20 protein-coding genes and 2 pseudogenes are annotated in these 22152 nt (G+C 71.2%); 14 read left to right on the top strand and 8 right to left on the bottom strand.

Annotated features, from left to right (window positions below; genetic code table 11):
* Positions 1–25: 25 nt before the first annotated feature.
* The 4 genes from ACZ6TB_RS15050 to ACZ6TB_RS15035 are packed head-to-tail and all read right to left on the bottom strand — an operon-like array spanning position 26 to position 5500.
* A complete protein-coding gene (locus ACZ6TB_RS15050) occupies positions 26–1777 on the bottom strand; it encodes a glycoside hydrolase family 13 protein (RefSeq protein WP_465554552.1) in 1752 nt (583 codons plus the stop codon).
* Positions 1774–2622, bottom strand: coding sequence for a sugar ABC transporter permease (locus tag ACZ6TB_RS15045; protein ID WP_465554550.1), 849 nt, complete (start codon positions 2620–2622; stop codon positions 1774–1776). The genes ACZ6TB_RS15050 and ACZ6TB_RS15045 overlap by 4 nt, the downstream gene beginning before the upstream one ends.
* Entirely contained in the window at positions 2619–4232 is a 1614-nt protein-coding gene (locus ACZ6TB_RS15040; protein ID WP_465554548.1) for an ABC transporter permease subunit, read from the bottom strand. Before ACZ6TB_RS15040 ends, ACZ6TB_RS15045 begins: the two co-directional genes overlap by 4 nt.
* Complete coding sequence (locus ACZ6TB_RS15035) at positions 4232–5500, bottom strand: sugar ABC transporter substrate-binding protein (protein WP_465554546.1); 1269 nt, start codon at positions 5498–5500, stop codon at positions 4232–4234. The genes ACZ6TB_RS15040 and ACZ6TB_RS15035 overlap by 1 nt, the downstream gene beginning before the upstream one ends.
* A gap of 167 nt (positions 5501–5667) precedes the next feature.
* Here ACZ6TB_RS15035 and ACZ6TB_RS15030 point away from each other — a divergent pair.
* The 3 genes and pseudogenes from ACZ6TB_RS15030 to ACZ6TB_RS15020 all read left to right on the top strand — a co-directional run.
* Positions 5668–6660 (top strand): annotated as a pseudogene (locus tag ACZ6TB_RS15030) (LacI family DNA-binding transcriptional regulator); the annotation flags it as partial.
* Positions 6661–6735: 75 nt separating this feature from the next.
* Entirely contained in the window at positions 6736–7326 is a 591-nt protein-coding gene (locus ACZ6TB_RS15025) for a SigE family RNA polymerase sigma factor (RefSeq protein ID WP_465554643.1), read from the top strand.
* The gene (locus ACZ6TB_RS15020) at positions 7323–8678 is read left to right on the top strand and encodes a hypothetical protein (protein ID WP_465554544.1); all 1356 of its coding nucleotides are present in this window, start codon (positions 7323–7325) and stop codon (positions 8676–8678) included. Before ACZ6TB_RS15025 ends, ACZ6TB_RS15020 begins: the two co-directional genes overlap by 4 nt.
* Before the next feature lie 227 nt (positions 8679–8905).
* Here ACZ6TB_RS15020 and ACZ6TB_RS15015 read toward each other — a convergent pair.
* A pseudogene (locus tag ACZ6TB_RS15015) lies at positions 8906–9058 on the bottom strand (NUDIX hydrolase); the annotation flags it as partial.
* A 496-nt stretch (positions 9059–9554) separates the two neighbouring features.
* Positions 9555–9935 (bottom strand): alpha/beta fold hydrolase, encoded by a 381-nt coding sequence (locus ACZ6TB_RS15010; protein ID WP_465554542.1) that lies wholly within the window; start codon positions 9933–9935, stop codon positions 9555–9557.
* Between the two features lie 185 nt (positions 9936–10120).
* Between ACZ6TB_RS15010 and ACZ6TB_RS15005 the strand changes: the two genes are divergently transcribed.
* The 10 genes from ACZ6TB_RS15005 (at position 10121) to argH (ending at position 20621) form a co-directional block, all read left to right on the top strand.
* The gene (locus ACZ6TB_RS15005) at positions 10121–11236 is read left to right on the top strand and encodes a glycoside hydrolase family 12 protein (protein WP_465554540.1); all 1116 of its coding nucleotides are present in this window, start codon (positions 10121–10123) and stop codon (positions 11234–11236) included.
* A gap of 172 nt (positions 11237–11408) precedes the next feature.
* Positions 11409–12239: an LLM class flavin-dependent oxidoreductase gene (locus ACZ6TB_RS15000; protein ID WP_465554538.1), complete on the top strand. Its 831-nt coding sequence runs from the start codon at positions 11409–11411 to the stop codon at positions 12237–12239.
* 109 nt (positions 12240–12348) lie between these two features.
* Complete coding sequence (gene argC, locus ACZ6TB_RS14995) at positions 12349–13350, top strand: N-acetyl-gamma-glutamyl-phosphate reductase (RefSeq protein WP_465554536.1); 1002 nt, start codon at positions 12349–12351, stop codon at positions 13348–13350.
* Positions 13347–14519 carry a bifunctional glutamate N-acetyltransferase/amino-acid acetyltransferase ArgJ gene (gene argJ / locus ACZ6TB_RS14990; protein WP_465554534.1) on the top strand — a complete coding sequence of 391 codons (1173 nt, stop codon included), beginning with the start codon at positions 13347–13349 and terminating at the stop codon, positions 14517–14519. Before argC ends, argJ begins: the two co-directional genes overlap by 4 nt.
* Positions 14516–15427 (top strand): acetylglutamate kinase, encoded by a 912-nt coding sequence (gene argB, locus ACZ6TB_RS14985; protein ID WP_465554532.1) that lies wholly within the window; start codon positions 14516–14518, stop codon positions 15425–15427. Before argJ ends, argB begins: the two co-directional genes overlap by 4 nt.
* Positions 15424–16572: an acetylornithine transaminase gene (locus tag ACZ6TB_RS14980; protein ID WP_465554530.1), complete on the top strand. Its 1149-nt coding sequence runs from the start codon at positions 15424–15426 to the stop codon at positions 16570–16572. Before argB ends, ACZ6TB_RS14980 begins: the two co-directional genes overlap by 4 nt.
* The gene (argF, locus tag ACZ6TB_RS14975; protein WP_465554528.1) at positions 16569–17498 is read left to right on the top strand and encodes an ornithine carbamoyltransferase; all 930 of its coding nucleotides are present in this window, start codon (positions 16569–16571) and stop codon (positions 17496–17498) included. The genes ACZ6TB_RS14980 and argF overlap by 4 nt, the downstream gene beginning before the upstream one ends.
* Entirely contained in the window at positions 17495–17995 is a 501-nt protein-coding gene (locus ACZ6TB_RS14970) for an arginine repressor (protein ID WP_465554526.1), read from the top strand. Before argF ends, ACZ6TB_RS14970 begins: the two co-directional genes overlap by 4 nt.
* A complete protein-coding gene (locus tag ACZ6TB_RS14965; protein WP_465554524.1) occupies positions 17992–19194 on the top strand; it encodes an argininosuccinate synthase in 1203 nt (400 codons plus the stop codon). The genes ACZ6TB_RS14970 and ACZ6TB_RS14965 overlap by 4 nt, the downstream gene beginning before the upstream one ends.
* Entirely contained in the window at positions 19191–20621 is a 1431-nt protein-coding gene (argH, locus tag ACZ6TB_RS14960) for an argininosuccinate lyase (protein WP_465554642.1), read from the top strand. Before ACZ6TB_RS14965 ends, argH begins: the two co-directional genes overlap by 4 nt.
* 30 nt (positions 20622–20651) lie before the next feature.
* Here the strand turns inward: argH and ACZ6TB_RS14955 are convergent, their stop codons facing one another.
* The gene (locus ACZ6TB_RS14955; RefSeq protein ID WP_465554522.1) at positions 20652–21224 is read right to left on the bottom strand and encodes a TetR/AcrR family transcriptional regulator; all 573 of its coding nucleotides are present in this window, start codon (positions 21222–21224) and stop codon (positions 20652–20654) included.
* A 90-nt stretch (positions 21225–21314) separates the two neighbouring features.
* Here ACZ6TB_RS14955 and ACZ6TB_RS14950 point away from each other — a divergent pair, with 90 nt between their 5' ends.
* On the top strand, positions 21315–21764 hold the full coding sequence (locus ACZ6TB_RS14950; protein WP_465554520.1) for an anthrone oxygenase family protein: 450 nt from the start codon (positions 21315–21317) through the stop codon (positions 21762–21764).
* A 49-nt stretch (positions 21765–21813) separates the two neighbouring features.
* Here the strand turns inward: ACZ6TB_RS14950 and ACZ6TB_RS14945 are convergent, their stop codons facing one another.
* Complete coding sequence (locus ACZ6TB_RS14945; RefSeq protein WP_465554518.1) at positions 21814–22152, bottom strand: hypothetical protein; 339 nt, start codon at positions 22150–22152, stop codon at positions 21814–21816.

Here is a 22152-nt window from a genome sequence, read left to right as displayed (position 1 = left end):
GAAAGCGACCACTTTGTCCCCTTATTTATTCAGCTACCCAGACCTGGAAGGCCGGGCCGTAGCCATCGATGGCGGTGGAACCACCTGGTTCGGTGTACAGCGGCTTGCCGCCGCCGTAAAGGCTCTCCCAGCGCGTCCCGCCGGGCAGCCCGGTCAATGTCAGCGGTTCGCCCGCTCGCCGGCGGGCCACCACCAGCACGGTCTGGTCGGTGCTCTCCCGCATAAAGGCGAGACAATCCCCCATCGCGTACGCCCATCGCAGTCCGCCCTTTCGCAGTGCCGGACTGGCCCGCCGGAGCGAGATCAGCGCCCGGTAACGGTCGAAGGTCGCGGTGTCCCGGGGCCGGTCCCAGGGCATCGGCTGCCGGGCCGACTCGTTGGTGGCGCCGGTCAGCCCGACCTCGTCGCCCGCGAAGATCATCGGGGTGCCGGGCAGGGTCAGCAGCAGGCCGGCCGCGACCTCGTGCCGGGCCGCGTCGCCGACCACCGTCCGGATCCGGGCCGTGTCGTGCGAGCCGAGCATCTGCCACGAGGTCGTCCACGACCGCCACGACGTCTGCGCCGCGAACGCGGTCATGGCGGCCACGGTCGCCGCCGCGTCCCGGTGCGGCACCTCGACCGGCACTCCCAGGAAGTCGTCGAACGGCAGGTTGTCGGCGCGCAGCCAGCTCCATATCGGACGGGTGAAACCGGCGTAGTTCATCGTGCCGTGCCAGCCGTCCCGGTCCAGGTCGGTGGTCGCGTCGTGCGCGTGCTCGGCGATCAGCAGCCCGTCCGGCCGCGCCTCGGCGACGGCCTTGCGCAACAACGTCGCCACCTCGTGGGTCCAGTCGTCGGCGCCCCGGCGGCCGGTCATGTTGGCCACGTCGATCCGCCAGCCGTCGAGCCCGTACGGTTCGCTCAGCCACCGCTGGGTCACGTCGCGGAACCGGTCGCGCAGCGCGGCCGAGCCCCAGTTCAGCTTGGGCAGCGACGGGTGGCCCATCCAGCACTCGTACGCGCCGCCGGGCTTGAAGTAGTAGAAGTCGCGCTCCTCGGCGAACCACGGATGCGCCGCGCCGGTGTGGTTGGTGGTGAGGTCGCCGAGCAGCCGCCAGCCGCGCTCGTGGACGGCGTTCGCGAGGCGGGTCAGAGCCTCGTCGCCGCCGAGCGCCGGGTCGACGCGGTCGAACGAGGAGGCGTCGTAGCGGTGGTTGGAGCGGCCCGGGAAGAACGGCGTGAGGTAGAGCGTGTTCGCGCCCAGCGCCGCGATGTGGTCGAGCCGCTCGCGGATGCCGTCGAGGTCGCCGCCGTAGCGGACGCGCGTCGCGTACGGCCCGCTCGTCGCCGGCGTGTCCCAGCTCGGGAAGGAGCCGGCCGAGGCGGAGGCGGAGCGGGCGAACCGGTCGGGGAAGATCTGGTAGACGACGGCGTCGCGCGCCCAGGCCGGCGGCGCCGGGTGCGCGACCAGCCGGAAGTCGGTCGCGTCCGGCACGTCGTGCTGGGTGAGCCCGGCCCCGGTCAGCCACCGCACGCCCTGGGTGGTGCGGATCAGGAAGCGGTACGGGGTGACCGGGTTGCGCACCGGGATCTCGGCCCGCCACCAGACGTCGCCGGATGGGTCCGTGCGATCCACGACGGCCGAGGTGAAGACCGGTTCGCCGTCCGACAGCCAGCGCAGATGGATGCGGGTCGCCCGGGTGCCGGCGGACACCCGGACGAACACCGGCACGGTCTCCCCCAGCGCCGGGCCCGGCGTCGAGACGTACAGCTCGGAGCCGTCGTGGTGGGCCCTCATCCCTTGACCGCTCCCGAGGTCAGGCCCTCCACGATGTAGCGCTGGAGGAGCTGGAACACGAGCACGGTCGGGATCGCGGTGAGCAGCGTGCCGGCGCAGAAGATGCCGAAGTTGGTGTTGCGCTGCTCGGCCGCGACCAGGCCCCACAGGCCGACCGAGAGTGTCTTGGCCCCCGAGTCGGTGAGGAAGATGTTCGCGAAGATGAACTCGTTGATCGTGCTGATGAAGGCGAGCAGCCCGGTCACCGCGAGCACCGGCGCCACCAGCGGCAGCAGGATCCGGAAGAACACCTGCGCGTGCCCGGCGCCGTCCACCGTGGCCGATTCGTCGAGCTCGCGCGGCACGGTGTCGAAGAAGCCCTTCATCAGCCACGTGCCCACGCCCAGCGAGCCGCCGAGGTAGAGCAGGATGATGCCCCAGCGGGTGTTGAAGCCGATCACCGGCCAGTAGTCGGTGATCGTCGCGAACATCAGGAAGATCGCGACGACGGCCAGGAACTGCGGGAACATCTGGATCAGCAGCAGTGAGAGCAGCCCGGTGCGCCGGCCGCGGAAACGGCGGCGGCTGAAGGCGTACGCGGCCAGCGCCGACACGAACACGCTGACCGCCGAGGCCGTCCCCGCAATGATCACCGAGTTCAGGAACCACTGCCCGAAGTTGGTGTCCTGCAGCAGCTTGGTGAAGTTGTCCAGGGACAGGCCGGTGGGCAGCAGCTGGGTCGAGGAGAGCGTGCCGAGCGGGTTGAACGCCGCCGACAGCACGAACAGGATCGGGCCGAGCGAGAACAGCACGGCCAGGACGCCGACCAGGTGGCGCCAGCCGACCTTCTTCAGCCACTTGCTCACGCGTACACCTCCTCCTGTTGTCTTGTTCTGCGGAAGCCGATCGCCGAGACCGTGCCGACGATCAGGAAGATGAAGATCGAGATCGCGGCGGCGTAGCCGTACTGCGCGCCGGAACCGCCGAACGCCAGCCGGTAGGTGTAGGTGATCAGCAGGTCGGTGGCGCCGTTCGCCGGGTTGTCGGGCGCGAACGGCCCGCCCTCGGTGGTCAGGTAGATCGCGTTGAAGTTGTTGAAGTTGAACGCGAACGACGAGATCAGCAGCGGGGTCAGCGCGACCATGAGCAGCGGCAGCACGATCCGCCGGAAGCTCTGCCAGGCGCCCGCGCCGTCGATCCGGGAGGCCTCGCTGAGCTCGGCCGGGATGGCCTGCAGCGCGCCGGTGGTGACCAGGAACATGTACGGGTACCCGAGCCACAGCTGCACGAGCAGCACCGCGAGCCGCGCCGTCGTGGCCTCGCCGAGCCAGTCGACGTGGACGCCGAGCACGTGGTTGATCAGGCCGAAGTCGCTGTTGAACATGTCCCGCCAGACCAGCAGCATCGCGAAGGCCGGCATCGCGTACGGCAGAACCAGCAGCACCCGGTAGAGGTTGCGGCCACGCACCCGCGGCGAGTGCAGCGCCACGGCGATCAGCATGCCGAGCACGAACGTGCCGCCGGTCGAGCCGATCGCGAAGGCGAAGTTCCAGACCAGCGTGCGCAGGAACGGTCCGCTGATGTCCGGGTCGGTGATCACGCGGGTGAAGTTGCTGAGGCCGACGTTGACCTTCCAGCCCTGGGCCAGCCGGTCGCCGTCCGTGTTCACGAACGCGCCCGCATGTTCGTCGGCGGTCCAGACCTTGCCGGTGGTGGTGTCGCGGATGCAGTCACAACCTTGGTCGTACGCGCGGCCGGCCTTGCCCTCGTAGGCCCGGGACAGCCCGGTCGAGCGGATCGCGCCGCCGTCCACCGGCACCGCGAGCGCCGTGATCTCCTTGCTGCGCAGCGACGCCTGGCCGAAGGTGAGCACCGTGTAGCCGTCGGCCGCGGTCACCTTGCCGGCGGCGGTCACGGTCACGTCGGCGGCGTCGAGCGTCTTCAGGCCGCCGGCGTCGCCGGCCGACACGACCTTCGTGGCCGGGTCGGTGATCAGGAAGACGAGCGGGCCGGTGGCCGGGTCGCCGGTGGTGGCGACGCTCAACGCGTACTGGATGGAACCCGGCACCTGGGTGACCGACGCGGTCTGGATGGCCACGACGGCGTCCTGCTTGGTGCCGCGGTGGCCGTCGCCGAAGTTGGTGAACGCCGTGGTCGCCGTGTAGAGGACCGGGAACAGCTGGAAGGCGATCAGCAGCAGGGTGCCGGGCGCGAGGTACTTGGCGGGGATGTGCCGCGGCGTCAGGTAGAGGTAGAGCAGGGCCGCCGTGGTGAGGACCAGCAGCCCGAGCCCGATCCAGGACTCGTGCTCGACCAGCGGGAACGCGGCCCAGACCGCGATCGCCACGACCAGTCCCAGCAGGACGGCCTTCGTCAGCTGGCCGGCCAGGCTCGTGTTCTTCTCCGGCCGCGGGGGCGGGCCGGCTCCGGGGGCGGGGAGGGCCCGCGTGGCGGGCCCTCCGAGCTGCGTCGTCATTACTTGTTGATGGAGCCGGAGATCGTCTTGCCGGCCGCCGCGATGGTCCTGGCCGGGTCGGCGCCGCCGATCACCGCCGCCTCCGCCTTGCCGAACGGGTCCCAGATCGCGGCCATCTCGGGGATCGCCGGGAGCGGGATCGCGTTCTTGCCCGCCTCCTGCCACTTGGCCAGGTCCGGGTCGGTGCCCTTGACCTGGTCGAAGGCGGCGGTCAGCGCCGGCGGCCGGGGCTCGGCCTGGTAGAGGGCGACGGCCAGGTCCGGGGTGGTCACGTAGTTGGTGACGAACTCCTGGGCCAGCGCCTTGTTCTTGCCCTTCGCGGCGACGTAGAAGGTCTGCACGCCGAGGAACGGCTGAGCCGGCTTGCCGCCCGCGAAGCCGGGGACGGCCGTGATGTCGTACTTGATGCCGGCCTTCTTGACGTCGGTGATCGCCCACGGCCCGGAGACCAGGTAGGCGCACTTCTTGCCGGTGAAGGTGGCGATCGAGTTGTCCGAGGTGATCGAGCGCTTCAGGGCGCCCGCACCCTTCTCGCCGAGCGCCGCGATCTTCTTGAACGCGGCGACCGACTCGGGCTTGCCGACGCCGAGGTCCTTGGGGTCGAGGTCGCCGCTCGCCGTGGTGCCGAACAGGTAGCCGCCGGCCGACGAGTACAGCGGGTACAGGTGGTAGGCGTCGCCGGTCTGTCCGACCTGGAGGCAGAGGATCTCCTTCGCCTTGCCGGCCGAGATCAGCTTCTTGCCGTTGGCGACCAGGTCCTCGATGGTGCCGGGAGCCTGCGGCGCGAGGTCGGTGTTGCGGATCAAGGCCAAATTCTCGGTCGCGTACGGCACGCCGTACGTCTGCCCGTTGAAGGTGACCGCCTTGAGCGCGTTCTCGGCGATGCCCGCCTTCTGGTCGGCGGCGAGCTGCACCGGGTCGATGGCGCCGTTCTGCACCAGGTTGCCGATCCAGTCGTGGGCGCCGACCATCACGTCCGGGCCGCTGCCCTGCTGGGAGGCGGTCACGAAGGTGGTCTGCTGGTCCTTCGAGATCGCCTGGATCTTGACGGTCACGCCGTTCTCGGTGCCGAACTTGTCGGCGAACGGCTTGAGGGCGGCGGCGCGCTTGTCGTCGGCCCAGATTACGAGCTCGCCGGTGGCGGCCTTCGCGCTCGGGGCTGCGCCGGCCTTGTCAGTTTTATCGGTTTTGTCGCCTTTATCGCCGCAACCGGCGGCAAGCAGGGTGAGTGTCAGCGTGGCGGCCACACCCGCGGCACGGATGCGCATAGACGTCTCCCGTCGTTTTCGGGCTTCTGCGTGAAAGAGCTTGCGTACGCCGACAGCGATTGATCGACTTGTGTCGGCCGTGTTGCCGGGACGTTAGCAAGCACTTGCAGTCAATGGAAGGGCTTGCAGGATTTCCTGTGCAAGACGTCATCGGTACAGTGCCTGCCATGCGAGCACGGATGTCCGACATCGCCAGGCAAGCCCAGGTCAGCGAGGCGACGGTGTCGCGCGTCATCAATGACCGGCCCGGTGTATCCCCTGAAACCCGGCAAGCGGTGCTGACCGCACTCGACGTGCTGGGCTACGAAAGGCCGGAACGCTTGCGCAAGCGCAGCGCCGGCCTCGTCGGCCTGATCGTCCCCGAGCTGGACAACCCGATCTTCCCGGCGTTCGCCCAGGTCATCGAGTCGACGCTGGCCCAGTCCGGGTACACGCCGGTGCTCTGCACGCAGTCGCCGGGCGGGGTCACCGAGGACGAGTACGTGGAGATGATGCTCGATCGGCAGGTGAGCGGGATCGTCTTCGTCAGCAGCCTGTCCGCCGACACCGCGGCCGACCCGTCGCGCTACCGGCGGCTGATCGAGCGACCGCTTCCGATCGTGCTGGTCAACGGCTGGTCGGAGACCATCGAGGCGCCCTTCGTGTCCTGCGACGACCGGCTCGCCGGCGACCTCGCGGTCAGCCACCTGGTCGCGCTCGGCCACCGCCGGATCGGCCTGATCTCGGGACCGAACCGGTTCATCAACACCCAGCGCAAGCTGTCCGGATTCCGGGCCGCGCTGCGCCGGTTCGGCTGCCCGGAGGAGTTCGTCGAGCTCACGCTGTTCGGCGTGGAGGGCGGCGAGGTGGCCGCGGATCGCCTGATCGAGCAGGGTGTCACCGGCATCGTCTGCGCCTCCGACCTGATGGCGCTGGGCGCGATCCGGGCCGCCCGGCGGCGCGGGCTGCGAGTGCCCCGGGACGTCTCGGTCATCGGCTTCGACGACTCGCCGCTGATCGCCTTCACCGACCCGCCGCTCACCACGCTGCGCCAGCCGGTCGCCTCGATGGCCGTCGCCGCCGTGCGCTGCCTGGTCGACGAGATCGACGGCCACGGCGCCCCGCACTCGGAGTACCTCTTCCGCCCCGAGCTGGTGGTCCGGGAGTCGACGGCGGTCGCGCCCCTGGCCGTACGCGTGCAACTTCTTTCAGGATTTGCACTCAACTTTTTCGGGGGACGGGGCGTTCTACCTCGCATGCCCATTGAGGATTATTCAGCGCCCACCTCGAGTTCGGCCTCGCCGCAGGTCAGCGACGTGGTCTCCACCGCGCTGAACAATCCTCAATATGACGGCTTCCGCGAGTTCGTCGAACGGCAGTGGGGCCCGCTGCTGCGGACCGCCTACCTGCTGACCGGCGACCGCGGTCACGCCGAGGACCTCGTGCAGGCCGCCCTCGAGAAGACCCATCGCAAGTGGGACCGGGTGTCGGCGATGGAGGCGCCGGTCGCCTACGTGCGGCGGGCCATGGTCAACACGGCCACGTCCTGGCGGCGCCGGCGACGGGTCAGCGAGGTGCCGCTCCTGGCCTCGGACGGGCCGGCGCTCGACCCGTACGGCCGCGTCGACCAGCGCCAGCAGGTGCTCGCGGCACTGCGCCGCCTCCCGCCCCGCATGCGCGCGGTGCTCGTGCTGCGCTACTTCGAGGATCTGGGCGAGGCCGACATCGCGGACGCGCTCGGCTGCTCGGTCGGCAGCGTCAAGAGCCAGGCGTCGCGCGGGCTTAACCGGTTACGCGAACACCTCGACGACCGTCTTACCGCCGCGCTTGAGGAGAGCCGATCGTGAACACCGAGACCGCGCTGCGCGAGGCGCTCACCGATGGGGCCGCCGCCCTCGACGTACCGGAAGATCCGTGGTCGTCTTTCACCAGGCGCGAGAAAACCCACCGCCGCAACCGTCGCGTCCGGGTCGCCGCGCTCGCTCTCCTGCTCGCCGTCGCCGGCGGGGTGCAGGCCGGGGTGGTGCCGCTGCCGGGCTGGGCGCCGGGAATCGCGATCGCGGGCCGGCAGACGGCGCTCACCAACGCCCCCACGCGCGGCTCGCTCGCCGGCGACCTCGCGTTCCAGGACGGGCTCCGCAAGTCGATCAAGGACGTCGAGGATCCCGGCGAGCTCTGGAAGGTCGTCTCACGGGCCAAGATCAAGATTGTGTACGCCGCCGACGTCGCCGGCCACCGCTTGGCGCTCGCCCTGGTGCCGCTGCGTTTCGGCTTCCTCACCGACCAGGCGCTGATCTGGTACGAGGGCCCCGCCGGCGCCGCCCCCTCGGCGATGACCGAGTCGGGCCGCGGCGACGGCGGCGACACGGTCGTGACCTGGATGGAGGGCAGCTCCGCGGCGCCCGGCATCGTCGTGGTGGTCGCCCCGCCGGCGTCGACGGTCGCGGTCAGCAACGGCTTCTCCTACGCGGCGTCGGGCCGGGTCGTGCACGGTGCGCCGGTGCTGTCGCCGGGCGGGCTGGCCGAGGTGCCGCTGCCGCCCTCGCCGTTCGATGCCGGCACCACGGTGACGGTCACGTCCGGGGAACGGACCCTCTTCCGGGGGCCGCCGTCCGGAAGCTGGTCGGGCGGCTCCGACGCCGGCGTGCAGGATCCGTCGCCGGCCGCCGTCGACGACATGCTGGCCGGGCGCGCCTTCGACCGCGACACGCTGCGGCAGTGGGTGACCGGGGCGCTGCAGGATGCCCGCCTCCCCGGCGCCGGGACCACCGTCCGCCTGCGCTGGACCGGCACGGTGAACGGCCAGCCGGCCGCCCTGATCACGTTGCAGCCGCGGGGTGGCGGGGTGCTGGCGTACGCGTTCCACGGCTCGTCCCAGTCCTACCGCGAGGACATGCGGCTGTTGCTGCCCGCCGCGGGCGCTTACACGAGGCCGATCGCCTGGCGGATGCGGGCCGAGGGCAAGGACGACCGCACGTCCCAGGTCATCGTGGTGACCCCACCCGGCACCGTCTCCGCCACGCTGGGTTCGACCCCGCTGTCGCTGGACAAATCGGGCGCCGCTCTCGGAAGCCTGCCGTCGTCCGCGGTCGCCGCGGTGACCGTGCATCCGTCGGGAGCCTCGACACCGGTGCCGCCGTTCGAGACCGACAGCGGTGGGCTGCCCGGGGACACGCCGAAGACCCGCGTGGTCCCGTGAGTCGGCTGCGGACGAACCGGAAGCCGTCGAGGTAAGCCCACATACAGGCGGCCGACGAGGAAAGGTTTCCGCGGGCAGCCCGGTCCGCGGAAACCACCCTTGCGCGGCTCGGCGCTGAACGGCACGCCGTGCCGGGCCGGGTCATGCTCGACGGCGAACGCCGGCCCGAGCCGAACGCCCTCGTGCCGCACGGTCGCCACCGCGCGCGGCTCGTCCGGGCCGATCTCCTCCCGGGCCTCCCAAACCACGGCGTCGATCGCGTCCTCGCCGAGCTCCAGCTTTCCGGAGGGGACGTTCCATCGGCCGTCCGCACAGCCGGTGCCCGCGCGCAGCCCGAGCAGGACGAGATCGCCCTTGGTCAGCAGGAGCAGAACGTCCACCGGATGCCGCGGTGGCTCCGTTGCCGGTATTTCGCCGTCCTCTGCTTTTCGAGCCCGCCCGGTTGCCGGCGCCGCCCGGTTGCCAGCGCCGCCCGGTTGCCAGCGCCGCCCGGTTGCCAGCGCCGCCCCACCCCGTTCTTGGGTGGGGACGAGTAAAGCAGCCCCCTACGACATTTCCGCGGTGTCGTCCACAGGGCCAACCGCGCCCATCCCCGCCCTCCAGCGCGAGGGCGGTCAGCGCTGATCCACACCACCCGCGAGGAACGTGCGGACATGCGCGAACCCCTCATCGGCGGCCTGCCGCAACACGCCATGGCCGACCCCCGCCATCACCCGCAAGGTGACCTCCGCATGGGACAGCGCCTCGGCCAGGCGGACCGTAGCGGCCGGCGGGCTGACCGGGGCGTCCTCCCCGCCAGCAGCAACACCGGGCACGTGATCGCGGCCGCGAACTCCGTCGCGTCCGTGGGGCCGCAGCCCGCAACACGGAAATGGGTCAGGAACTCCTCGCTAACCCGAGCCGGGCCCGCCGGACGGCCATGTCCCCAGCTCCGTAGAGGGGCAGCCCATGCCGCTCCCACGCCGACAGGTAGCGGCGGGCGGCCTCGCGGGCAAGGGCCCCCGCCCCGGCGCGAGAAGACCGCGAGCGCCTCGTCGAGGGTGTACGGCGCGCCGAGAGGGCCGGGTCGGAGCGGCCGGAACCGCGCTGGTCCAGGTAGACGATCTGCGCCACGTCGGTGAGCGCCGCGAACTCGGGCTTGAACAGGGAGTGGTCGGCGCCGGGGCCGCCGTGCAGGAGAAGCAGAGTCGGCGCGAGAACCATGGTGCCGCCGGACGGGCGCAGGGCGGCGCCGGCCACGTCGAAAAAGAGGGTCACGTCGCCTTAAGCATTCATGAGCTTCTCTTGCTCGCCGCGTCGGCGGGACCTAACATCGGCGCAATACCGCATTGACGTACGTGAAACTTCGGGCCCGGCTGTCGAAGCGCTTCGACGATGTGCTTCGGCGGACGAAGTCGCAGGTCACGCCCGTGTGGTCGTCTCGCGTATGAAGGGATATGAGCATGCGAAGGCGTAATCTCGCGCTGGCCACGGCGGCGATCTCGGGCATCGCGGCGGCGGCCGGGGTGGTCACGGCGTTGCCCGCGTCGGCGGCGGCCGGCTGCACGGTCACCTATGCGGTGAGCAGCCAGTGGCCGGGTGGCTTCGGGGCCAACGTGACGATCAAGAACCTCGGCGACGCCCTGGGCTCGTGGACGCTGGTGTGGTCGTTCGGGGCCGGCCAGACCGTCACCCAATCGTGGAACACCACCCTGACCCAGTCCGGCTCGACCGTCACGGCCAAGAACGCCGGTTACAACGGGTCGATCGCGACGAACGGGACAGCTTCGTTCGGCTTCAACGGGTCGTGGACGGGGACCAACCCGGTGCCCGCGAGCTTCACGCTCAACGGGGTGGCCTGCACCGGCGGCGTGACCAACCCGACGACGTCACCGACCACCACGCCCCCGACGGGCTCGACCGGCGGCGTGCCCTCGGACGCGGTCTGGGTCGCCTCGGGGCAGTGGGATACGTGGACCAACAACGGCTACACGCTCAACAACGACGTCTGGGGCGGCGGCGCCGGGCCGCAGACGATCTGGGCGCGTACGGGAACCAATTGGGGTGTCGTGGCGAACCATCCGCGCACCAGCGGCGTCAAGTCCTACCCGCACACCGGCAAGACACTCAACCGCACCCTCAGCTCGCTGGGCTCGGTCTCCAGCTCGTTCAACGTCTCGGTGCCGGCCGACGGCGACTACGAGACCGCCTACGACATCTGGGCGAACTCCAACGCGTACGAGGTCATGATCTGGACCAACCAGCACGGCGCGGTGGGTCCGATCGCCGAGTCCTACGACTCCAACGGCGCGGTTCCCACGGTGCGCAACCTCTCGGTCGGCGGGCACACCTGGAACGTCTACCGGGGTTCGAACGGCAGCAATGCGGTCTACTCCTTCGTCCGCACGAGCACCACGAACTCGGGCTCGATCGACGTCCTCGCGGTGCTGAACTGGCTGCGCACGAACGGCTGGTGGGCCGACGTGACGGTCGGCGACATCCAGTTCGGCTTCGAGCTGAGCGGCACGGCGGGGCAGTCCAACTTCACGAACAACAGCTTCTCTCTCACGTACGGGTGACAGAGCGCGCCCGGCCCGCGGCAACACCCACGTGTCGCGGGCCGGGTAGCATGGGCCGCGTAATCCGTATCCCCGGCCCTGGATATTCGTCGCAGATGGGCCCGGGACCTCGCCATGATCGCGGGGAGGAGGGGCGACTCATTTGTCGCTGCCTACCTGACGGAGATCTCCCATGGACCTCGGGCTTGGACTGCCCATCAGCTCGCCCGCCCTCCTGCCCGTATGGGCGCGTGAGGCCGAGGCGTCCGGATTCGACTCGCTCGCCCTGCTCGACCGGCTCGCCTTTGACAATCCCGAGCCGCTGACCGCGCTCGCCGTGCTGGCCGGCGCCACGTCGCGGATCCGGCTGCAGACCGGGGTGCTGCTCGGGCCCCTGCGCTCGACCGCGCTGCTGGCCAAGCAGGTCGCGACCCTGCACCGCATGTCGGCCGGTCGCTTCGTGCTCGGCATCGGGGTCGGCGGCCGCCCCGACGACCACGCCGCCGCCGGGACTCCCCTCGCCACCCGCGGGCGCGCGCTCGACCAGCAGCTCACCGACCTCCGGTCGATCTGGCGGGGCGAGACCTATCGCGGCGCCGTCATCGGGCCGGCGCCGTCGCCATCACCGCAGATCCTGATCGGCGGGTTCGCGCCGGCCGCGCTCCGGCGGGTCGCCGCGCACGCCGACGGGTTCCTCTGCGCCGCGCCCCTGGCCTGGGCCGGCGGGCTCGTGCAGACCGTGCGCGAGCAGTGGGCTTCGGCGGGCCGCGCCGGGCGCCCACGCCTGGTCTGCCAGATCAATGTCGCCGCGGGCTCGGCCGCCACCGTCGCGCGGGCCCGCACCGCCGTGGCCGGCTACTACGCCTTCACCGGGCGCCCCGGCTGGGGTGCGCCCCTGACCGATCCCGTGGAGATTGCCGACACCGTGGCCGCCTATCGCGAGTTCGGCGCCGACGAGCTCGTTCTCTACTGCTACGGCGACGATCCCGGCCAAGTTCCGGCGCTGGCGGCGATTGTCTCGTGACTTATCGGATATATCCGACGACGGAGTGATGTCATCGACAGGGGGTATGTGGTTGCCGCTCCGGACGCGGGCTTGATACGGTTCTCTGCATAGTCATGCGGAGGTTGGTATGGGAATCCGGGTAGCGGTCGCGGGGGCCAGCGGTTATGCGGGCGGCGAGCTTCTCCGCCTGCTCGCCGGGCACCCCGAGTTCGACCTCGTGGCCGCCACGGCGCACTCGCAGGCGGGCACCCACGTCACCGCCGTGCACCCGCAGCTGACCGGGCTCGACCTGACGCTCGGCGCGACCGACGCGGCCGCGCTGAGCGACGCCGACCTGGTCTTTCTCGCCCTGCCGCACGGGCAGTCGGCGGCCCTGGCCACGCGGCTGCCGGCCGGTGTCAAGATCGTGGATCTGGGCGCCGACTTCCGGCTGAGGGACGGCGAGCTCTGGCGGCGCTACTACGGCGGCGAGCACGCCGGCACCTGGACCTACGGGCTGCCCGAGCTGCCCGGGCAGCGCGAGCTGATCGCGACCGCCGACCGGGTGGCCAACACCGGTTGTTATGCGGCCACGGTCACGCTCGCGCTCGCGCCGCTGATCGCCTCCGGGCTCGCCGACCCGGCCGACGTGGTCGTCGTGGCCGGCTCCGGCACGTCCGGGGCCGGCCGCGGCGCCAAGGTGAGCCTGCTCGCCAGCGAGGTGATGGGCGACCTCTCCCCCTACAAGGTGGGCGCGCACCAGCACGTGCCCGAGATCAAGCAGGCGACCGGCGCGACGTCGCTCTCGATGACGCCGGTGCTGGCGCCGATGCCGCGGGGCATCCTCGCCACCGTCACGGCGAAGTTCGCGCGGGCGGGTGATCCCGTCGAGGTTCTGCGCCGGGCGTACGCGCAGGAGCCGTTCGTCCACGTCCTGCCCGCGGGGCAGTGGCCGCACACGGCCGCCACCGCCGGGTCCAACTCCTGCCACCTCCAGGCCACGGTCGACGTCGACTCGGGGCGGATCGTCGTGGTCAGCGCCCTCGACAACCTCGGCAAGGGCGCCGCCGGCCAGGCCGTCCAGTGCGCCAACCTCATGTCCGGCCTGCCCGAGACGATGGGCCTGTCCGTGTTCGGAGTCGCTCCATGACCGTCACCCACCCCAAGGGCTTCCGGGCCGGCGGCGTCGCCGCCGGCCTGAAGGCCACCGGCAACCCCGATGTGGCCCTCGTCGTCAACGACGGGCCCGACTTCACCGCGGCCGGCGTCTTCACCGGCAACCGGGTCAAGGCCGCCCCCGTGCTGTGGAGCCAGCAGGTGCTCAAGGGCGGGATCGTCCGCGCCGTCGTGCTCAACTCCGGCGGCGCCAACGCGTGCACCGGGTCGCAGGGCTTCCGCGACACGCACGCGACCGCCGAGCACGTCGCCACCGTGCTGCGCGGCGGGCCGCGGCCGCAGATGATCGGCGCCGGCGACGTGGCGGTCTGCTCGACCGGCCTGATCGGCGAGCTGCTGCCGATGGACAAGCTGCTGCCCGGCGTCACCGCGGCGGCCAAGGCGCTCGACGGCGACGGCGGGGCGCGGGCGGCCGAGGCGATCATGACGACCGACACCGTGGCGAAGAACGCGGTCGTCCAGCAGGAGGGCTGGTCGGTCGGCGGCATCGCCAAGGGTGCCGGCATGCTCGCCCCCGCGCTGGCCACCATGCTCGTCGTGCTCACCACCGACGCGTCGGCCGACAACGAGGTGCTCGACGCCGCACTGCGCGAGGCGACCCGGCTCACGTTCGACCGGATCGACGCCGACGGCTGCATGTCCACCAACGACACCGTGCTGCTGCTGGCCAGCGGCGCCTCCGACGTGCAGCCCACGCCCGAGGAGCTGACCGCCGCCGTCACCGCCGTCTGCCACGACCTGGCCCAGCAGCTGATCGCCGATGCCGAGGGCGCCACCAAGCACATCGCGATCACCGTCGAGGGCGCGGCGAGCGAGACCGACGCCGTCGAGGTGGGTCGCGTGGTGGCGCGGAACAATCTGGTGAAGACGGCCCTGTTCGGCAACGACCCGAACTGGGGACGGATCCTCGCGGCGGTGGGGACCACGCAGGCGAGGTTCGAGCCCGACCGGGTCGACGTGGCGATCAACGGCGTGTGGATCTGCAAGGGCGGGGCCGCGGCCGACGACCGGTCCAAGGTCGACCTCTCCGGGCGGGACGTGACGATCACGATCAACCTGCGCGAGGGCGAGATGGCGGCGACGATCTGGACCACGGATCTGTCCCACGCGTACGTCCACGAGAACTCGGCGTACTCCTCATGACCCCGCACGACAAGGCCGAGGTCCTGATCGAGGCCCTCCCCTGGCTCGAGCGCTTTCACGGCGCGACCGTCGTCATCAAGTACGGCGGCAACGCCATGATCAACCATTCACTCCAGGCGGCCTTCGCCGCCGACGTCGCCTTTCTGCGTTATGTGGGCATCAAACCCGTCATCGTGCACGGCGGCGGCCCGCAGATCAGCCGGATGCTCGGCAAGCTGGGCATCGAGAGCGAGTTCCGCGGCGGGCTGCGGGTCACCACGCCGGAAGCCATGGATGTCGTCCGCATGGTTCTGGTCGGCCAGGTCGGACGTGAGCTCGTCGGCTTGATCAACAAACACGGTCCGTTCGCGGTGGGCCTGTCCGGCGAGGACGCCCGCCTCTTCACGGCCGTCCGCCGGACCGCGACGGTCGGCGGCGAGCAGGTCGACATCGGTCAGGTCGGCGACGTGGAAAAGGTTGACATCTCGGGCATCGACGACCTGATCAAGGCGGGTCGCATTCCGGTCGTCGCCTCGGTCGCACCCGACGCCGACGGTGTCGTGCACAACGTCAACGCCGACACCGCCGCGGCGGCCCTGGCCGAGGCGCTCGGCGCCCGCAAGCTGGTCGTGCTCACCGACGTGCCCGGCCTTTACACCGACTGGCCCGACACCTCGTCGCTCACCTCACAGATCGACGCCGACGCGCTCGAGAAGCTGCTGCCCGGCCTCGAGGCCGGCATGGTCCCCAAGATGGAGGCGTGCCTGCGCGCCGTCCGCGGCGGGGTGCCGGCCGCGCACGTCGTCGACGGCCGTGTCCCCCACTCCACGCTGCTCGAAGTCTTCACCCCCGAAGGGATCGGAACGATGGTGTTGCCGTCATCCATCCAACCGCCCCACCCGCCGCCCCTGAACGGAACAAAGGCATGACTTCCTTGGTCGACCGCTGGTCGCAGTCCATGATGAACAACTACGGGACCCCGCAGCTCGCCCTGGTGCGCGGCGAGGGCGCCGTCGTGACCGACGAGAACGGCAAGGAGTACGTCGACTTCCTCGGCGGCATCGCGGTGAACGCCCTCGGGCACGCCCACCCGGCCGTGGTCGAGGCCGTCACCACCCAGATCCAGCAGCTCGGGCACGTCTCCAACCTCTACATCGCCGAGCCCTGCGTCGCGCTGGCCGAGCTGCTGCTGGCCCTGGCCGGCCGCACCGGCCGGGTCATCTTCGGCAACTCCGGCGCCGAGGCCAACGAGGCCGCGTTCAAGCTGTCCCGCCTCACCGGCCGCACCCACATCGTGGCCACCACCGGCGCGTTCCACGGCCGCACGATGGGCGCGCTCGCGCTGACCGGCCAGCCGTCCAAGGCCGACCCGTTCCGGCCGCTGCCCGGCGACGTCACCCACGTCGACTTCGGCGACCTGGCGGCCCTCGACGCGGCCGTCACCGCCGAGACCGCCATGGTTATCCTCGAGCCGATCCAGGGCGAGAACGGCGTGGTCGTCCCCCCGGCCGGCTACCTGGCCGGCGCCCGGGAGATCTGCACCCGCAACGGCGCGCTGCTCGTGCTCGACGAGGTGCAGACCGGCATCGGCCGCACCGGGCACTGGTTCCACCACCAGAGCGAGGGCGTCGAGCCCGACGTCGTCACGCTGGCCAAGGGCCTCGGCGGCGGGCTGCCGCTGGGCGCCTGCGTCGCGTTCGGCCCGGCCGCCGACCTGTTCACCCCCGGCCTGCACGGCACCACGTTCGGCGGCAACCCGGTCGCCTGCGCGGCCGGCCTCGCCGTGGTTCGCACGATCGCCGGTGAGGGCCTGCTCGACCACGTCAAGCGGGTCGGCGAGCAGCTGCGCCGCGGCCTGGAGAACCACCCGCTGGTGGATCACGTCCGGGGCGCCGGCCTGCTCCTGGGCATCGTGCTCCGGTCGCCCGAGTCGAAGCGGATCGCGGCGGCACTGCAGGACGCCGGCTTCCTGGTCAACGCCCCGCAACCGGACGTCATCCGGCTCGCGCCCCCGCTGATCATCAGCACCGAGCAGGCCGACGCCCTCATCGCCGCTCTGGACGGTCTGAAGTGACTCGACACTTTCTGCGCGACGACGACCTGACCCCGCAGGAGCAGGCCACGGTCCTCGACCTCGCGGCCGAGATGAAGGCGAACCGCTTCCAGTACCGGCCGCTCGAGGGCCCGCGGTCGGTCGCCGTCTTCTTCGACAAGGTCAGCCTGCGTACGCGGCTGTCGTTCGAGGCCGGCATCGCCGAGCTGGGCGGCCAGCCGATCATCGTGGACACCCAGGCCACCCACTTCGGCCGGGGCGAGTCGCTGGCCGACGCCGGCCGGGTGGTCTCGCGGTACGTGGCGGCCATGGTCTTCCGCACCACCGGCGACGAGCGGCTCACCGAGCTGGCCTCGGGCGTCACGGTGCCGGTGGTCAACGCGCTCACCGACGGCTTCCACCCCTGCCAGCTGCTCGCCGACCTGCAGACCGTCCGGGAGCGGCTGGGCACGACCCAGGGGCGCAAGCTGGCGTACGTGGGGGACGCCGCCAACAACATGGCGCATTCGTACCTGCTCGCGGGCGCCACGGCCGGCATGCACGTACGCGTGGCGGGGCCGTCCGGCTTCGACCCGGCGCCGGCCGTCGTGTCCCGGGCGGCCGAGATCGCGGCCTGGACCGGGGGTTCGGTCGAGGTGCTGCGTGACCCGTTCGAGGCCGTCGACGGGGTGGACGTGATCGCCACCGACACGTGGACGTCGATGGGCCAGGAGCACGACGGCAAGGACCGGCTCACGCCGTTCCGCCCCTACCAGGTGAACGAGAAGCTGCTGGCCGCCGCCGCGCCGGGGGCGATCGTGCTGCACTGCCTGCCCGCGCACCGCGGCGAGGAGATCACCGACGACGTGATGGACGGCCCGCAGAGCGCCCTGTTCGACCAGGCGGAAAACCGGCTGCACGCCCAGAAGGCGCTGCTGGCCTGGCTGCTGGCGGTGAACGAGGGATGACCGGGCCGGTGACCCGTGCCGGGCGGCACGCCCGGATCGTCGAGCTCATCCGGGCTCTGTCGATCCGGTCGCAGACCGAGCTGGCGGACTTCCTGGCCGCCGACGGCATCCACGTCACCCAGGCCACGCTGTCCCGCGACCTCGAGGAGCTGCGCGCCGTCAAGGTCGGCGGCGCCTACCTCATCCCCGAGGACGGCACGCGCCCGCTGCGCGAGGCCGAGAACGCGCCGGCCCGGCTCGTGCGGCTGCTCCGCGAACTGCTGACCGGGGTCGACGCCAGCGGCAACATCGCGGTCCTGCGCACCCCGCCGGGGGCCGCCCAGTTCCTGGCCAGCGCGCTGGACCGGTCCGGACTCACCGACGTCGTCGGCACCATCGCCGGCGACGACACCATTCTCGTCGTGGCCCGCGACGTCACCGGCGGCAAGGCTCTGGCCGACAAGCTCGCCGAATGGGCTGCACACACCACCGACACAGTTGAAGGGAGCATCCCGTGACCGAGCGGGTCGTTCTTGCATATTCCGGAGGCCTCGACACCTCCGTCGCCATCCCGTACCTCGCCGACCAGATCGGCGGGGAGGTCATCGCGGTGGCCCTCGATGTCGGTCAGGGCGGCGAGGACATGGAGCTGATCCGGCAGCGCGCGCTGGACTGCGGCGCCGCCGAGAGCGTCGTGGTCGACGCCCGCGAGGAGTTCGCGGCCGACTTCTGTCTGCCGGCGCTGCGGGCCAACGCGCTCTACATGGACCGCTACCCGCTGGTGTCGGCGCTGAGCCGGCCGCTGATCGTGCGTCACCTGGTCGAGGCGGCCAAGCAGTACGGCGGCACGGTCGTCTCGCACGGCTGCACCGGCAAGGGCAACGACCAGGTCCGGTTCGAGGTCGGCATCGGCGCGCTCGCCCCCGACCTCAAGGTCATCGCTCCGGCCCGGGACTTCGCCTGGACCCGCGACAAGGCGATCGCGCTGGCCGAGGAGAAGGGCCTGCCGATCGACGTGTCGCACAAGTCGCCGTACTCGATCGACCAGAATTTGTGGGGTCGCGCGGTCGAGACCGGGTTCCTCGAGGACATCTGGAACGCGCCGATCGAGGACATCTACTCGTACACCAAGAACCCGGACGAGCAGCGCGACGCCGACGAGGTCGTGATCACGTTCGACCGGGGCAACCCGGTCGCGATCGACGGCGAGACCGTCACCCCGCTTCAGGCGATCATGGAGCTCAACCGCCGGGCCGGCGCCCAGGGCGTGGGGCGGCTCGACATGGTCGAGGACCGCCTGGTCGGCATCAAGAGCCGCGAGGTGTACGAGGCGCCGGGCGCGATCGCGCTGATCGCCGCCCACCAGGAGCTCGAGAACGTGACGGTCGAGCGTGACCTGGCCCGGTTCAAGCGCTCGGTCGACCAGCGCTGGGGCGAGCTCGTCTACGACGGCCTCTGGTTCTCGCCGCTGAAGAGCTCGCTGGACGCCTTCATCGACGACGCGCAGCAGCACGTCTCGGGCGAGGTGCGCCTGACCCTGCACGGCGGCCGCGCGATCGTCACCGGCCGGCGTTCGGAGGCCAGCCTCTACGACTTCGGCATGGCCACCTACGACACCGGCGACACCTTCGACCAGTCGCTGGCCAAGGGCTTCGTGCAGCTCTGGGGCCTGCCCTCGCGCATGGCGGCGGGCCGTGACCGGCGGCTGGCAGACTGAGCGTCGTGACGGAAAAAACGAGTTTGTGGGGCGGCCGGTTCGCCGGCGGCCCCGCCGACGCCCTGGCCCGGCTGTCGGTGAGCGTCCAGTTCGACTGGCGGCTGGCGCCGTACGACATCGCCGGCTCCCGGGCCCACGCCCGGGTGCTCGCCGCGGCCGGTCTGCTCGACCCGGATGAGCTGGGCCAGATGCTGGCCGCCCTCGACGACCTCGAGGCGGCCTGCGCGTCCGGCGAGTTCCGGCCCACGATCGACGACGAGGACGTGCACACCGCGCTCGAGCGCGGCCTGCTGGAACGCCTCGGCGCGCTCGGCGGCAAGCTGCGCGCCGGGCGGTCCCGCAACGACCAGGTCGCCACCGACCTGCGGCTCTACCTGCGCGACCACGCCCGCGGCCTGGCCGTCTCCCTGGTCGAGCTGGCGGACGCGCTCACGTCGCAGGCCGCGTTGAACGTCGACACGGCGGCGCCGGGCATGACGCACGTGCAGCACGCCCAGCCGGTGACGTTCGGGCACTGGCTGCTCGCCCACGTGCACCCGCTGCTGCGCGATCTCGACCGGCTGCGCGACTGGGACGCCCGGGCGGCCATCTCGCCGCTCGGCTCGGGCGCGCTCGCCGGCTCGTCGCTGCCGCTGGACCCGGCCGCGGTCGCCAAGGAGCTGGGTTTCACCGCTCCGGCGCCGAACTCGATGGACGCCGTGGCCGACCGCGACTTCGTGGCCGAGTTCCTGTTCGTGACGGCGCTGATCGGCGTGCACCTGTCCCGCCTCGGCGAGGAGGTCGTGCTCTGGACCTCGACCGAGTTCGGCTGGGTGGAGCTGGACGACGCCTTCGCGACCGGGTCGTCGATCATGCCGCAGAAGAAGAACGCGGACATCGCCGAGCTGGCCCGGGGCAAGAGCGGCCGGCTCGTCGGCGGGCTCGTGGCGGTCCTGACCATGCTCAAGGGACTGCCCCTCACGTACGACCGGGACATGCAGGAGGACAAGGAGCCCGCGTTCGACGCGATCGAGACGCTCGGACTCCTGCTGCCGGCCTTGGCCGGCATGATCTCCACGATGACCGTACGCGTCGACCGGCTGGCCGCGGCCGCACCGGTGGGCTTCTCGCTGGCCACCGAGGTCGCCGACTGGCTGGTGCGGCGAGGCGTGCCGTTCCGCGACGCGCACGAGATCACCGGCCAGCTCGTGGCGCTGTGCTCGGTGCGCGGCTGCGAGCTCGAAGACCTCACCGACGACGACCTCAAGACGGTCAGCGGTCACCTCGACCCCTCCGTCCGCGAGGTGCTGTCGGTCGAGTCGGCGCTGGCCAGCCGCACCACGCCGGGCTCGACCGGCCCCGGCCCGGTGGCCGAGCAACTCGCCGGCGTCCAGCACAAGCTCGACAGCTGGCGGCAGTGGGCGGTGGAGAAGGTCGTGCCTCGCTGACTTGAAATGGGGCGGCCCCGGCCGCCCCATTCAGTCGGCGAGCCGGTCCACCAGCAGCTTCACCCTCGGTCCGGTGTCCTCCGCCGGCAACCGTCCGGTCCGGGTCAGCGTTGCCAGGCCGTGCAGGGACGCCCAGAACACCTCGGTGAACAGCCCCGGCTCGACGCCCCCGGCGAACTCCCCCAGGGTCTCCAGCAGCGCGGTGAACGCGTCCTTGAGGGGTTCCGGGGTGTCCTCACGCGCGTACGCGAGACCGCCGTCGAGCTCGAAGATGGCGTCGTAGACCGCCGGGTTGCGGGCGGCGAAGTCGAGGTAGGCGCGCGCGAGGGCGGCGACCCGCTCGCGTGAGCCGTCCGCGGCGGCGGTCGCGGCCCGCACCGCCACGGCCATCTCGGTGGCGCCCTGGAGGGCGACGGCGCCGATGATCTCGCGTTTGCCGCGGAAGTGGCTGTAGAGGACGGGCTGGCTGTACTCGATGCGCTCGGCCAGCCGGCGGGTGGTGACCGCGTCCCAGCCCTGCTGCTCGGCGAGCTCACGAGCCGTCGCCACGATGAGGCGCTCGCGCTCCGCCCGTTCGCGTTCCTTGCGTTCCTGCACCGACATGACGTGATCCTAGCATCGCTAGACAAGAGAGCGGCAGTAGTACTAGCGTTGCCTCATCAGCTAGCAGCGCTAGATTCCAGGGGGATCGTCATGCTCACCGCACTCGAGGTCGTCACCACCGTGGTAGTCGGCGTGATGGTGGGGGTGGAGTTCTCCGTCGCCTTCGTCATCAACCCGATCTTCAACGCCCTCCCCGAGGACAGCGGCCAGCTCGGCCGAGCCCACGGGGGCCGGATGCTCGGCGCCGTGATGCCGGTCTGGTACATCGGCTCGCTCGTCCTCGCCGGCATCTGGGCCGTCGCCGGCCGGCACGACGACGGCACCGGCCTCGTCCTCACCGCCGGCGCGCTGCTGATCCTCAGCGTGGTCATGTCGATCCTGCTGCTCGTCCCGATCAACAACCGGAGCAAGACGTGGACCCCCGAGAACCGGCCCGCCGACTGGAAGGAGCAGATGAACCGCTGGGATCGCTTCCACTACGTCCGCGTCGCCGTCATCATCGCCGCCTTCGCCCTGCTGGCCGTCGCCCTCACCCGCTGACCGACCACCTCGCGGGCCCGCCGTCATCCACACGCCCCGGCGATCGCGGTCAGCGCGGCCGAATGTCGTCCGCCTGCTCCCGCTCGATCGGCGGCGGCGCCGACTGCGCCGGAACAGCGGGCGCGCTCAAAATCTCCAGCGGGTCCTTGCGCATCCTCAGCGCCACGATCAGGTATGCCGCCACACCCACGGCGAGGCCGATCGCGTACCAGCCGAACGCGTCCGTCCCCGAGGGGAACAGCGCCGTCACCGCGCCGCCGCCGATCGCGGCCAGCACGGCGGCCAGGTCGGAGATGCTCGCCTTGTCGTTGCTGTGGACCAGCGTCCGGTAGGTGATGAAACCCACCACCAGTCCGAAGCAGACACTTCCGATGTTCAGCACCACCAC

This window comes from Actinoplanes sp. NPDC051537 (genome assembly GCF_055586105.1).
The sequence above is the reverse complement of the archived record's forward strand: the minus strand, read 5'-3'. Positions and strand labels throughout refer to the sequence as shown.